The 13,379-nt window shown below is 42.8% G+C and carries 11 protein-coding genes; 8 read left to right on the top strand and 3 right to left on the bottom strand.

Annotated features, from left to right (window positions below; all coding sequences use genetic code 11):
* Positions 1-2: 2 nt before the first annotated feature.
* Together ACOQOA_RS14335 and ACOQOA_RS14330 are read right to left on the bottom strand one after the other, a co-directional pair.
* Complete coding sequence (locus tag ACOQOA_RS14335; protein ID WP_420549298.1) at positions 3-1,253, bottom strand: mechanosensitive ion channel family protein; 1,251 nt, start codon at positions 1,251-1,253, stop codon at positions 3-5.
* A 141-nt stretch (positions 1,254-1,394) separates the two neighbouring features.
* Complete coding sequence (locus ACOQOA_RS14330) at positions 1,395-1,775, bottom strand: GFA family protein (protein ID WP_420549297.1); 381 nt, start codon at positions 1,773-1,775, stop codon at positions 1,395-1,397.
* A 123-nt stretch (positions 1,776-1,898) separates the two neighbouring features.
* Between ACOQOA_RS14330 and ACOQOA_RS14325 the strand changes: the two genes are divergently transcribed.
* On the top strand, positions 1,899-2,321 hold the full coding sequence (locus ACOQOA_RS14325) for a hypothetical protein (protein WP_420549296.1): 423 nt from the start codon (positions 1,899-1,901) through the stop codon (positions 2,319-2,321).
* Here the strand turns inward: ACOQOA_RS14325 and ubiG are convergent.
* Entirely contained in the window at positions 2,318-3,097 is a 780-nt protein-coding gene (gene ubiG, locus ACOQOA_RS14320) for a bifunctional 2-polyprenyl-6-hydroxyphenol methylase/3-demethylubiquinol 3-O-methyltransferase UbiG (protein ID WP_420549295.1), read from the bottom strand. The genes ACOQOA_RS14325 and ubiG overlap by 4 nt on opposite strands.
* Positions 3,098-3,300: 203 nt before the next feature.
* Here ubiG and ACOQOA_RS14315 point away from each other — a divergent pair, with 203 nt between their 5' ends.
* From ACOQOA_RS14315 to hemA, 7 genes are all read left to right on the top strand, one after another.
* Entirely contained in the window at positions 3,301-4,530 is a 1,230-nt protein-coding gene (locus ACOQOA_RS14315; RefSeq protein ID WP_155153928.1) for an aspartate kinase, read from the top strand.
* Positions 4,531-4,851: 321 nt separating this feature from the next.
* Positions 4,852-7,161, top strand: coding sequence for a phosphoenolpyruvate--protein phosphotransferase (ptsP, locus tag ACOQOA_RS14310; protein ID WP_420549294.1), 2,310 nt, complete (start codon positions 4,852-4,854; stop codon positions 7,159-7,161).
* Positions 7,162-7,296: 135 nt separating this feature from the next.
* Positions 7,297-8,598, top strand: coding sequence for a helix-turn-helix domain-containing protein (locus ACOQOA_RS14305; protein ID WP_420549293.1), 1,302 nt, complete (start codon positions 7,297-7,299; stop codon positions 8,596-8,598).
* Positions 8,599-8,740: 142 nt separating this feature from the next.
* The gene (locus ACOQOA_RS14300; protein ID WP_420549292.1) at positions 8,741-9,502 is read left to right on the top strand and encodes a substrate-binding periplasmic protein; all 762 of its coding nucleotides are present in this window, start codon (positions 8,741-8,743) and stop codon (positions 9,500-9,502) included.
* Positions 9,503-9,625: 123 nt separating this feature from the next.
* On the top strand, positions 9,626-10,783 hold the full coding sequence (gene ispG, locus ACOQOA_RS14295; RefSeq protein WP_420549291.1) for a flavodoxin-dependent (E)-4-hydroxy-3-methylbut-2-enyl-diphosphate synthase: 1,158 nt from the start codon (positions 9,626-9,628) through the stop codon (positions 10,781-10,783).
* Positions 10,784-10,811: 28 nt separating this feature from the next.
* Complete coding sequence (gene hisS, locus ACOQOA_RS14290) at positions 10,812-12,056, top strand: histidine--tRNA ligase (RefSeq protein ID WP_420549290.1); 1,245 nt, start codon at positions 10,812-10,814, stop codon at positions 12,054-12,056.
* A gap of 29 nt (positions 12,057-12,085) precedes the next feature.
* Complete coding sequence (hemA, locus tag ACOQOA_RS14285) at positions 12,086-13,378, top strand: glutamyl-tRNA reductase (protein WP_420549289.1); 1,293 nt, start codon at positions 12,086-12,088, stop codon at positions 13,376-13,378.
* Position 13,379: the final 1 nt, after the last annotated feature.

Genomic DNA, 13,379 nt, shown 5'->3' with positions numbered 1-13,379 from the left:
CCTTAATCTTTCTCAACGATTTCCACAGGTACGGCACCTCTAATATGAATATCTCTTTGAGGATAGGGAAAATCGATTCCTTGATCATGGAATTTTCGCCATATCAGCTTCAGGAAATCACTACGCACCCCCCCTAACCCATTTTCAGCATCACTCACCCAATAGCGAATTTCTATATGCACGCCGCTATCGGCAAAATCACGTAAAAGGCATCTTGGAGACGGATCATTCACAATACGATCAACATCTTCACATGCCTCCAGACATAGTTGCATTGCAAGATCTAGATCGGAGTTGTAATCAATAGAAATCAAGACCTTTTGCCTGACATTTGTGTCTGAAAATGACCAGTTCTCTACGCGTTGGGTAATAAGTTCTTCATTCGGTATAAGATGCTCTGTGCCATCACGTGTAATTACCGACACATAACGCCCGCCAAGCTTATCGATCCGACCATAGGTCTCGCCGAGACTAATAATATCGCCAGGTTTCACAGATCGATCGACCAGCAAGATCACACCGCTAATCAAGTTGGCAGCCACCTTTTGCAACCCAAAGCCTAGACCGATCCCGATGGCACCGCCAAAGACAGCCAGTGCTGTCAGATCAATTCCCACTGCATCCAAAGAAATCAGTATCCCAAAAAAGATTAAACTGATACGGACAAACTTACTCAATAATACTTTTGCCGAAGGTGTAATACTGGCAAATGAGGTGATCTTGCGATTGATAAATCTTTCCAGCAAAGAAAAGATCCAAAACAATATCGCAATTGCAAAAATACCTTTGATCATACCCAAGGCAGAGAATGTAACACTTCCAAGGCTAAAGGATAAACTTCTTAAGAACTGTGTCGTAATATCTAACAGACCAACGATGTTAAGGGCCGCTACAATCCAAACCAACCCACCTATAACCTTCGACCAGTTGGAGTCTTCAATTACACCGGAAATAAGCCTGATCACCACCCAGGCATTCAACAGACTAACAATCGTGTTAATTATTTTGCTGTGGATCCCGACTTGATTGAAAGCAAAAACGGCAAACCATAGAAGAAAAAGAGCTATCAAAGGCACGATTAACGCAGACATCAATTTCTTAATCTGCGTTTCATATAACTCAATTTTTTTTGTAAATTTTATATGCTCTATAAATCGAAGAAGGCGCCTTTTATACAGCCTTAAAACAATCGTAACCACCAATAGCACTGCTAGCTGTAAGCCACTATCAAGCGTCAATAATTCCTTTCTCATCCATATATCCAGATGAGAAACAGTCGAATAGAAAATCTGTTCAAGTTGCTCAAGCATATAACGTCCTTACTACTTTTATAAATTAAGTAGATCAAACCAAACTAATATTGTCGAGCATTGAATTCTTCTAATGTTAATTGATTAATTATCAGAGGGATGATTGACACCATCAGCCGTTTCGACTTCGCCTAAATCAAATGGATTAACCCCTTCCAGACATCCTACATTATAGCCATATTCATGCGGATTGGATCGGCGACGATGATGAGTGTAAATACCACAAGTATCACAAAAATAATGCTCTGCTGTATTTGTCTTAAACTGATAAAGCTTAAGATGCTTTTGCCCTTTAATAACTTTTAATCGATCTAAAGTAACAGACCCTGCAATTGCGCCGCGTCGTCGACAAAAAGAACAATCACAACGTCGTGGATTTTCAATCCCGTTAGGTAATTGCAACTCTATTTCCACATTCCCACAATGACATACAAGCTTATGAACAGGCTTCACATTTATTGACATATTCAAGCTCCCCTTTTGTTAGAAGCTTACCTCCTTACAGGTTACGCTTCAAATCACAGAACTTGTGAAAAGAAACGATTCATTAGAATATCTGATTAACCTTATTTTGAGAGGATATCCAAGATGGCATATTTCAATCTGATTAGTATCACATTCATAGCGACATTTTCGTTTTCCAGCTCAGTCTTAGCACGTGATATCCCTCAGAACCTAACGGCATCTCAGGAAATGGAATATGCACAATTGCAATGCGGGGATAATACTGCTGGATTCTGGGAAACTCGTGCAGATATCCTTGATGGGCATACCCAAATTTTTGGCAATGAAGGTTTAAAGGACAGTTTTCTTGTTTATCGTGTCTGTAACATGAATACAGAGACTAAAGCCGAAGTCATAGCCAGTGGTATAAAAACTTATCCACTGGCACCTTTCGCCTGTATTGACGTGAAGTTTAAAAAATATCTAAGCGTCAAATCATTTATGGAAGAAGGCCAGAAAAAACCATCTTCTTATGTCTATGGACATTATTGCAAAATCAGCAATTAGGATTTCTTAGCCATCAGCATGTAATTCACAGATAAATCTTTAGGTGCTAAAGACCACTTATCCTGTAAAGGATTAAAAGACACACCTGTAATTTTGGCCACTTGCATCCCCGCATTTCGAAGATGTCCGGATAATTCAGAAGGTTTTAAAAACTTCTTCCAGTCATGTGTACCGCGCGGCAACCAGCCAAGTATGTATTCAGCCCCGACAATAGCCAGCGCATACGATTTTGCAGTACGGTTCATCGTTGCCATAAACATACAGCCATCTTCCTTGACCAGTGCGGAAGAAGCAGACACAAACGAGTTCACGTCTGCAACATGTTCAACCACTTCCATATTGAGAACCACATCAAACTTCTCACCCGCCTCAACAAGTTGCTCCGCAGACGTATATCGATAATCAATCTGAAGTCCCATAGTTTCCGCATGACTTTTAGCGATATGCACTGATTTTTCCGTTGCATCAACGCCGGTAATCTCCGCCCCCATGCGACACATCGGTTCACATAACAAACCACCGCCAGAACCAATATCCAAGATACGAAGACCTTTCAAGGGCTCGGCCTGTAAAGGATCACGACCAAAATGGGCACAAATCTGATTTCGAAGATATTCAATGCGAACCGGATTAAATTTATGCAAGGGTTTGAATTTACCATGTGGATCCCACCATTCTTCAGCCATCGCCGCAAATTTTGCGATTTCTGCATCATCAACAGTTTGTCCTAAATTGTCAGTTGCCTGATTTTCAGTAGCTTGCATATTTTCAGTCATGGCATCGATTCTTTTGCTGAAAGTCCTAATAACATGTCCGTAATTTGTGATCATAAATATATACTATTACGTAAAAACATCAAAAACAGATCGAAAATGTTACTTCTTTAAGCCTGTGGCCTTGCACAGGCTGGTTCAAACGAGTATGGATACCCCGCTCCTATCAGGCAAGCATAATAAATACAAGTTTGAGGATACAAAAAATGGCACGTATCGTCATGAAATTTGGTGGCACTTCTGTTGCAGATCTTGACCGGATCGCAAATGCCGCTAAACGTGTGAAAAAAGAAGTAGACGCAGGGAACCAAGTAGCGGTGGTTGTTTCTGCAATGGCGGGTGTAACCAACCAGCTGGTTTCCTATGTAGATCAAACCAGCAAAATGTATGATGCCCGTGAATATGACAGCATTGTTGCCTCTGGTGAACAAGTTACAGCTGGTTTGATGGCCCTTCGCCTTCAGGAAATGGGGGTGAATGCCCGCAGCTGGCTAGGATGGCAAATTCCGATTAAGACAGATGAAGTGCACGGCAAGGCACGCATCGATGAAATCGACACCACAGACATGGTGAAACGTTTTGAAGATGAAAATCAAGTTGCTGTTGTTGCAGGTTTCCAAGGTGTAAGCCCATTAAACCGTATCGCAACATTGGGACGCGGTGGTTCAGACACCACAGCGGTTGCCCTTGCTGCCGCAATGGATGCGGATCGTTGTGACATTTATACAGATGTAGATGGGGTCTATACAACAGATCCACGCATTGTTGCAAAAGCACGTAAAATTGACAAAATCAGCCACGAAGAAATGCTTGAAATGGCATCTTTGGGCGCGAAAGTATTACAAACCCGCTCTGTTGAAATGGCAATGAACCATGGCGTAAGAATGCAGGTTCTATCCAGTTTCGAAGACTTGCCGGGAACCATGGTTGTAAGTGAGGATGAAATTATGGAACAACAAGTTGTAAGCGGTATCGCCTATAGCCGCGATGAAGCCAAAGTGACATTGGTCGACGTTGCTGATAAGCCGGGTATTGCTGCCAGCATCTTTGGTCCATTATCTGATGCCGCTGTTAATGTGGATATGATCGTTCAATCTGTTTCTTCTGATGGTAAAAAAACAGATATGACTTTCACTGTTGGTCGCACTGACCTTGATCGTGCAGTACAAGTTTTAAAAGAAAACGAAGCTGAGATCGAATTCAAAGACCTTATTGCTGATGGTGGCGTTGTGAAGATTTCCATTATCGGTGTTGGCATGCGAAGCCATACAGGTGTGGCCCAGAAGATGTTTAAAACATTAGCTGAAAAAGGCATTAACCTGCAGGTTATTTCCACAAGTGAAATCAAGATTTCCACTTTGATTGATGAGGAATATACCGAACTGGCCCTTCGTGCCTTACACACAGCCTACGGTCTGGACGCGGAAGAAGAATAAAAGAAACTTCCCAAAATGAGTTCAACAAAGACCGGCGGCAGAGAAATCTTCCGCCGGTTTTCTTTAATAGGTATTTCTTCAACTTTTAGTCGGATGGACATGATTTGGTCACAATTCAAACCCATATTACGTTCGTCTTTTCAATCACAACTTCACATCTCCCTAATATATCAAAGGGTTTTGATTCAATTGGTAAAATTGGACTTTTGATGTGGATTGAGATACTATAATTTAAATACATCGTATACGTGTATGGCTGCACCCAAACTCAAGCCCCCACACAAATTACGACATGTAAATATTCTTTGGGAGTTGCCAGACATGCAACAGAACCAACATGCGCCTGCAAATGATCAGGATAGAGAGGGTTGGGCGGCCAGTGGTCGTGACATTTTGCGTCGTGTACGTGATGTTATGGCAACGGGGGAAGCAGCCCAAGATAGATTAGATCGTGTAACACGTATCATCGCAGATGAAATGCGCGCTGATGTATGTTCAATCTATGTCCGTCGTGCCGGGGATGTATTAGAACTTTTCGCATCAAAAGGCTTAAGTGCCGAAGCTGTTCACCAAACACGTCTGCGTGTTGGCGAAGGTATCGTTGGTCATGTGGCTGCGGAAGCCCGTCCTTTTGCGTTGGCTGATGCGCCATCCCATCCAAAATTCGCTTATCGACCAGAAACAGGCGAAGAAAAATATCATTCCATGATGGGTGTACCTATTTTACGTGGCGGACGCATCATGGGCGTTGTTGCGGTTCAAAATAAAGACGAACGCGATTTCACTAATGCTGAAGTAGAAATTCTTGAAACCGTCAGCATGATTGTTGCTGAAATCATCGCAGCTGGTGGTGTTGTTAGACGTAAGGAACAAACCCCCGTTGATGGTCTGGCAACAAAGCCACTACGTCTTGACGGGGTCAAGTTATGTCAAGGTCTGGCAATGGGACGCGCTGTCTTGCATCGTCCCGAGATTTCTGCAGATCATATGGTTGCTGAAGATAGCGAAACTGAAAAGCAACGCCTTGATGAAGCGATGAGTTCGATGCATTCCAATCTGGATAACATGCTTAAAAATATGACCAAGCATGACAAAGGCGGCGATCATATTGAAATCTTACAAGCTTATCGGATGATTGCAGAAGATCGTGGCTGGGTAAGGAAAATCAATGAGGCTATTGATACAGGTTTAACCGCAGAAGGTGCTGTTGTACGTGTTCAAAATGAAAATCGTGCACGTATGAACCATGTTTCAGATCCCTATATCCGTGAAAGACTGCTTGATTTAGAAGATTTAGCCTATCGCCTATTACAACATTTAGCAGGCGAAGCTGATATTGAAGAGCGCAATAAGAATTTACCTGAATATACCATCATCGTGGCCCGCAATATGGGACCAGCTGAACTATTGGATTACGACTTGGAAAAAGTCCAAGGGATCGTATTAGAAGAAGGTTCCTCTACAGCCCATGTGGCGATTGTCGCCCGCGCCTTAAATATTCCAATTATCGGTCGTGTTCCACGTATCCTTACACGTGTGGAGCCTTATGACCGCCTCATTGTAGATGGAAATAACGCAATCTGTTTTGTACGCCCGGGAGAAGAATTCCGTCGTACATTTAAGATTTCCATGGATATGCATAAGGAAAAACAGGCTGCCTATGCACGTGATCGCTTGTTACCACCTGTCACATTGGATGGAAAACGTATTACGCTAAATATGAATGCGGGCCTCCTGATCGACTTACCGCATCTTCATGAAACAGGTGCATCCGGTATCGGTTTATATCGTACGGAAGTTCCTTTCATGGTGCGATCCAGTTTCCCAAATGTGGAAGAACAGGCAAAAATCTATCGTAGTGTGTATGATCAGTCTGAAGGCAAGCCTGTTATTTTCAGAAGCTTGGATATCGGTGGCGATAAGGTCTTGCCTTATTTCAACGAAGAAAATGAAGAAAACCCGGCTATGGGATGGCGGGCAATACGTGTCGGCATTGATCGTCCAGCCATGTTACGTCAGCAATTACGTGCAATGATTTTGGCCGCGGATGGTCATCCATTAAAAATCATGTTCCCAATGATCGCAGAAACATCTGAATTGTTAAAGGCAAGACAAGCTTTAGATGCCGAACTAACCCGTGCAAAAAAACGCGGTATCCCGCTTCCTTCCAATCTGGAAGTAGGGATTATGTTTGAAGTGCCTTCCCTGGCCTTCCAGATGGATAGTTTATTGCCACATATTGATTTTATTTCAGTTGGCACAAACGACTTGATGCAGTTCTTTTTTGCCAGTGATCGCGGCAATCCGCGTTTAGATAATCGTTACGATCCACTTAACCCGGGATTTATGAAGATGCTTAAAATGGTTGCCGATAAATGTAATGAACATGGTAAGACTATTTCGGTTTGCGGTGAAATTGCAGGCAACCCGGTTTTTGCAATGGCCTTAATTGGTATCGGGATTCGGTCTTTAAGTATGTCACCTTGGTCCATTGGTCCGGTGCGTAGTATGGTTCGAAGTCTTGATACATCAGAATTAAAACATTTCATGTCTTCTGTTTTGGATGTCGGCGATCATAGCTTGAAAAACCGACTCCTCGCCTTCGCAAAGGATCATCATATTCAATTTTAACCCCCTATGAGTCACTGAAATGAAACAATCTTTGCCTTTCGAAAGCGAAGCAGACATACTAGGGGCTGAATTTAAGCGTTGATACAGCATTGGGGGCTGATCACGCTACAACATTATATTCGAAAGAACAGGGTTATGTCGGATAGTACAGATACAAATACATCTTCTGAACCACGTCGCAAGGTTGGCGATATACTTCGTGACGAGCGTATTTTACGTGACGAAGATTTAAAAGACGTGGCTAAAGCTTTAGCAATCCGCCTCCCTTTTATGGAAGCTATTGAAAATAGTGAACCACAAAACCTTCCAGGTGCTGCTTATGCTCTTGGATTTGTTCGAAGTTACGCTGACTATCTAGGTTTGAATAGTCGTGAACTAGTAGAGCAATACAAAGAAGAAGCAAAAGAATTAGAGCGTGAAATTGCTCTAAACTTTCCTGAACCTCTTCCATCACGCGGAGTTCCGGTCGTCGCATTGTTATTCATCGGTACGATCCTTGCTATTCTTTTCTATGGTGCTTGGTGGTATTTGAATAATCAAGGCAAGGGAATCAGCGATTATGTGCCCAGCTTGTCTTCTGAACAGGTTGAAGCAATTGAAACAGCCCCATCCACCTTACCAGCTGAGGAAACATTAGAAGAAACAATTGAGAATACAACTGAAGAAATTCAAGAAGCTACTGAGGAAGTAGCGGAAGAAACTGTTGAGACTACTGAAGAAGCCAGCGCTGAAACTTCTGCAATTGTAGAAGAAGCAGTTACATCAGAAGCGGCGACAGTTGAAGAAACCGTAGAAGAAACAACAACTACTTTGGAAAATACAGCAAACGAAGCTGCTGCAACTGTTGAAGATACAGCAAATGCTGTGGATGAAGTTGTTGAAGAAGCTTCCGATGAAGCTGCTCTAGAGGTCGAAGAAGCAATCGACACGACTGAAACAGAAACAAATATCTCGACAGAAGAAGTGACAACGTCTAGCGATGATGCAACTGATGCAGTTGAAGAAACAGTAGAAACGTCGACTGAGGAAGTCGCAGAAACAGTCAATGAGGTTGTTGAAACAGTCGAGGAAGCTTCAGAAGAAATAGTTCAAGAAGTAGTCCAACCAGCGCCCGTGACTAATAATTCTGAGGAGCGAACAGCCCGCGTTTATGGAGAAGAAAATACAGGTTCTCGTGTCACCTTATTGGCTGCAGACTCCGCTTGGGTTGAAGTCGCTAAATCTGACGGCGAACTAACATTGACACGCCTACTACGCAAAGGAGACCGTTACATGGTTCCTAATGAGTCAGGGCTAACTATGGTCACTGGTAACGCAGGTGGTGTCGTCATCATCGTGGACGGTACCGAACTTGGCCCTTCAGGTCCCATTGGTGCAGTTCGCAGAGATTATCTTTTGGATGCAGATGCTTTACTGGAAAGTTTCGCCAACCAATAATCTCCATAAAATGTTACTATTAATGAAGCCCTTACATAACCTTATGTGAGGGCTTCATTTTTTGTATAGAATTAATTTGAAAAACCGGGAGAGTTCCGACAAAATAGTTAGATAAATAACAAATAAAAATTTAAGAAATAATATGAAAATCATTTCGCTGTCTCTCCTTCTGTTCGGCTTATTAATTCCTACATTCGGACATACAAAAGAGAAACTCACCATTGCTTCTGTAAAACAAGACCTCAATGCTTATCACGATGAAAACGGTAAACCAACAGGACTGGTCATAGACTTAGTGCAAACAGGTATGGATCGTATGAATATTGAAGTTGAATTCAAAATTCTGCCATGGAACCGTGCCTTAAATGGAACATATGCTGGTACATATGATGCGGTTTTAAAACCATTCTGGAACCCGGAACGGCACGAAAAGCTGGATTTTTCTCGTGAAGTACTAATTCGTGAAGCCATTGCTTTATACAAACAAAAAGGCAAGAACATTACCTTCAATGGCGAATGGAACAGACTAAAGGATAAGAAGTTTGGCGTTATCCAAGGTTACAGCTATGGTCGATATTTTGATAAAATTCAGGCTCTTTGGAAACTGGACACAGACGAAGCTACAGATATAGCTCATAACTTTACCAAATTGATGAATGATCGATTTGATCTTCTTTTAGGGTTCACCTCTTATACAGAGGGAAGCATCAAGAAGTTCAACCTTCAAGATGAGATTGAGCGTTTGCCAACCATTGTAGATTTTGCCGAAGGCCACATTGCTTTCACACGTGCAAGAGACCTGACTGTCATCCGTGATGCATTTGATGAACAAATTCGTTGGATGCGCCAAAATGGTATCTATCATCAATTACATCAAAAATATGGTGTCGAATATTTGCAATAAATATCATTTATAACTTGATGAAAGCTTGATTTTTTCCCTATTTCAGCGCATTTTCCCGCCACAGGCATTTGTGGCGAAACGTCATCGCTATAACCTGATAATTTATTCCACAGGATCAGACAAATGAGTATTCGCCCGTATCGCGATATTTACCGCCGGAAATCCCGGCAAATTATGGTTGGAAATGTACCTGTTGGGGGAGATGCCCCAATCACTGTACAAACAATGACCAATACGTTGACCAGTGATGCGAAGGCAACCATCGAACAAGTGTTGGCATGTGCCGAAGCCGGAGCAGATATAGTACGTGTGTCTTGTCCTGATGAAGATTCTACCCGTGCCTTGAAAGAGATTGTAAAAGAATCTCCGGTTCCAATTGTTGCAGATATTCATTTTCATTATCGTCGTGGGATTGAAGCAGCCGAAGCAGGTGCTGCATGCTTACGCATCAATCCCGGCAATATTGGTAAAGAAGAAAAAGTCAAAGAAGTTGTTGCTGCGGCACGTGATCATGGTTGTTCCATGCGTATTGGCGTGAATGCTGGATCTCTGGAAAAACATCTATTGGAAAAATATGGCGAACCTAACCCGGATGCCATGGTTGAATCCGCGCTAGAGCATATGCGTATCTTACAAGATCAAGATTTCCATGAATTTAAAATCTCCGTGAAGGCCTCAGATGTTTTCTTGGCTGTTGCTGCTTATCATGGGTTAGCAGAAGCATGTGATTATCCCCTACATCTTGGTATTACCGAAGCTGGTGGCACACGTGCAGGTTCTGTAAAATCTTCCATCGGTATGGGCGGGCTTCTATGGGCGGGCATTGGTGATACTATTCGCGTATCACTTTCTGCGGACCCTGTTGAAGAAGTCAAAGTGGGTTACGATATTCTGAAAACCCTTGGTCTACGTCATCGTGGAGTGAATGTGATTTCTTGTCCGTCATGTGCGCGCCAACAATTCAACGTCATTGAAACTGTTGGTATGCTGGAGGAACGGTTAGCTCATATCACTACCCCCATGACTTTGTCTGTGATTGGTTGTGTTGTGAACGGTCCGGGTGAAGCACGTGAAACAGATATCGGTTTCACAGGGGGCGGCAAAGGTACTCATCAGGTTTATATTGATGGTAGCCAAGCGCACCGATTGAAAGATCAAAAAATCGTCGATCATCTTGTCGAATTGGTCGAAGAAAAAGCTGAAGAAATTCAGGCGGAAATTGATGCGGAAAAAGCTGCATTAGATTCTAAAAACTCCACAGCAACTTCTGCTGCGGAATAGCAACTTACTTTTGTGAAAGGAACTTCCCATGGCGGATTTACAACCCGTACGCGGCACACATGACCTCTTGCCAGATGCATTGGCAAAGCATGAACATGTCTCCACCACTGCACAAAAAGTTGCGGAAACTCATGGCTATGACAAGATCGCGACCCCTATCTTTGAATTCACACAAGTATTCGATAGAACCTTGGGCGATACATCTGATGTTGTAACAAAAGAAATGTACACATTTGAAGATCGTGGTGGTGATAGCATTACATTGCGCCCGGAAAATACCGCCGGCGTGGCCCGCGCATTTATGTCCAATGGTTTGACACAAAATGTACCATGCAAATATTTCTATTCTGGCCCAATGTTCCGTTATGAACGCCCTCAAAAAGGACGCCTTCGTCAATTCCACCAAATCGGAATTGAATTGATTGGCGCAGCGCAACCTATCGCCGATATTGAAGTTATTTCTTGTGGTGCAGCCATTCTTGAAAATTTAGGTCTTAAGAATATTAATCTGGAACTCAATACATTGGGTGATCAAGAAAGTCGTGACGGATATCGTAAAACCTTGATCAACTATCTGATGGACTTCAAAGACCAACTTTCTGAGGACTCATTAAATCGTTTGGAGAAAAATCCGTTACGTGTTCTGGATTCCAAAGATGAAGGCGATAAAGTCATTGTAAAAGACGCCCCGATCTATTCCGACCACTTAAACCAAGAAAGTCAGGATTTCTTTGGCAAGGTTTGTGAAGGGCTAAAAGCCGTTGGTGTGAATTATACCTTAAACCCACGCCTCGTTCGGGGATTGGATTATTATTGCCATACCGCTTTTGAATTCACCACCACAGAACTTGGTGCGCAAGGTACAGTGATGGCTGGTGGCCGTTATGATGGCTTGATTAAAACCATGGGTGGCCCACAGACACCGGGTGTTGGTTGGGCTGCGGGTATCGAACGTCTCTCTATGCTTGCAAACGATCCTGAAGCTAAACAACGCCCTGTGGCATTAGTGCCATTAGGTGAAGCCGCTGAATTGAAAGCGCTTAGCATTGCTAAACATCTACGCGGCGAAGGCTTACGTGTTGAAATGGGCTATGGCGGCAATATGAAAAAACGTATGACCCGCGCCAATAAAATCAATGCCTATGCAGCTGTTGTATTGGGTGAAGACGAATTGGCAAAAGGTGTTGCTGGTCTAAAGAATTTGGACAAAGGTGAACAAACCGAAGTATCTTTGGATCAATTGGCAATCGCCTTAAAAGATATTAAATCCTAATCAAGGATTACTGTAACTAGGAGACCAGCTTGTCCCAACGCCCTTTTGTTATTGGTGCAAATTATCAAACCTGCCCTTCAGGTTTGCGGGATAAGCTGTTTCTTGATCAAGAAGAGCGCGCAGTATTTCGCAAAAGCTTAATTGAAAAAGACATTAAAGAATTCCAAATTATTTCGACCTGTGATCGGGTTGAGTTTTTTGGTTTTCACCTAGATGCAGAAGACGTCTGTCTCACTATTCAAAAAAAATTAATCGAACACGCCCCCTCATCTCGTAGCCAAGCGGATGAAATCTTTTTCCGTCGATATGACGACGATGCCATTCTTCACATCTTTGAAGTTTGTACTGCGCTTCACAGTCAAATGATTGGGGAAGCTCAAATCCTCGGGCAAATCAAAGAGGCATATACAGACTCTCAAAAAGATCATTGTATGGGACATGATCTTGACAGTTTGATGCAAACTGCCTTTCACCTAGCAAAACGTGTGCGTACCCAAACCAAGATTGGTGAAGGTGCAGTTTCTGTCGCATCCGCAGGTGTAAAACTCGCAAAAGATTTACATGGAGAACTAACTCATTCTCGTGGCATGATTTATGGCCTAGGTGAAGCTGGTCAAATCATGTTGGATCAGTTTAATGCCGCCGGCATGCATAACTGGATGCTTTCAGGATCATCAAGACGTACAGAAAGATATGCAAAACGATTAAATTGCCATTTTGTCCCGGAAGATGATCTGGAAAATAAACTGGTTAATTGTGATATCTTAATCACCGCGTCTGGATTAGGACGATTTCTATTAGATGATACAGCTTTTAAAGTTCTGATGGAAAAACGTCGATATAAGCCTCTACTGATTATTGATTGCGGTGTACCATTGGATATTGACCCTGCTGTAGATTCCTTGGATAGCCTCTTCAGATATAGCATAGAAGACTTGGAACGCTTGGCTGAACGCGGGCAAACAAATCGTGAGAAAGAAGCTAGTCAGGCGCGATTAATGGTCCAAGAAGCTGTCATTGAATATCGCCGTGGTCTAGCGGAACAAGACGGCATCCCCGCGTTGATTGGATTACGAGAACATTTTGACAAAACCCGCCAAACTGTTTTACAGGAACATCCACATCTTGATGCAACAGAGGCAACCCGCCTTCTAATCAACAAATTACTACATCGACCAAGTGAAGCTTTACGCGCCATGGCTGCAGATGGTAGTGATGCCGACATCAAGGATTGGATCACCGTAAACAGGGTATTAGAACAACTATTCACCCTGAGCGATTATACTGACAATAAAGAAGAAATAGAGACTGAAGGAGAATAAC

The sequence above is a fragment of the Curvivirga sp. genome (assembly GCF_965219885.1).
GTDB lineage: Bacteria > Pseudomonadota > Alphaproteobacteria > UBA8366 > Aestuariispiraceae > Curvivirga.
The sequence above is the reverse complement of the archived record's forward strand: the minus strand, read 5'-3'. Positions and strand labels throughout refer to the sequence as shown.

What these genes read in the sequence shown, in the direction of transcription:
- ACOQOA_RS14335 (WP_420549298.1), bottom strand. Translation starts at nt 1,253, where the DNA reads ATGAGAAAGGAATTATTGACGCTTGATAGTGGCTTACAGCTAGCAGTG.
- ACOQOA_RS14330 (WP_420549297.1), bottom strand. Translation starts at nt 1,775, where the DNA reads ATGTCAATAAATGTGAAGCCTGTTCATAAGCTTGTATGTCATTGTGGG.
- ACOQOA_RS14325 (WP_420549296.1), top strand. Translation starts at nt 1,899, where the DNA reads ATGGCATATTTCAATCTGATTAGTATCACATTCATAGCGACATTTTCG.
- ubiG (WP_420549295.1), bottom strand. Translation starts at nt 3,097, where the DNA reads ATGACTGAAAATATGCAAGCTACTGAAAATCAGGCAACTGACAATTTA.
- ACOQOA_RS14315 (WP_155153928.1), top strand. Translation starts at nt 3,301, where the DNA reads ATGGCACGTATCGTCATGAAATTTGGTGGCACTTCTGTTGCAGATCTT.
- ptsP (WP_420549294.1), top strand. Translation starts at nt 4,852, where the DNA reads ATGCAACAGAACCAACATGCGCCTGCAAATGATCAGGATAGAGAGGGT.
- ACOQOA_RS14305 (WP_420549293.1), top strand. Translation starts at nt 7,297, where the DNA reads ATGTCGGATAGTACAGATACAAATACATCTTCTGAACCACGTCGCAAG.
- ACOQOA_RS14300 (WP_420549292.1), top strand. Translation starts at nt 8,741, where the DNA reads ATGAAAATCATTTCGCTGTCTCTCCTTCTGTTCGGCTTATTAATTCCT.
- ispG (WP_420549291.1), top strand. Translation starts at nt 9,626, where the DNA reads ATGAGTATTCGCCCGTATCGCGATATTTACCGCCGGAAATCCCGGCAA.
- hisS (WP_420549290.1), top strand. Translation starts at nt 10,812, where the DNA reads ATGGCGGATTTACAACCCGTACGCGGCACACATGACCTCTTGCCAGAT.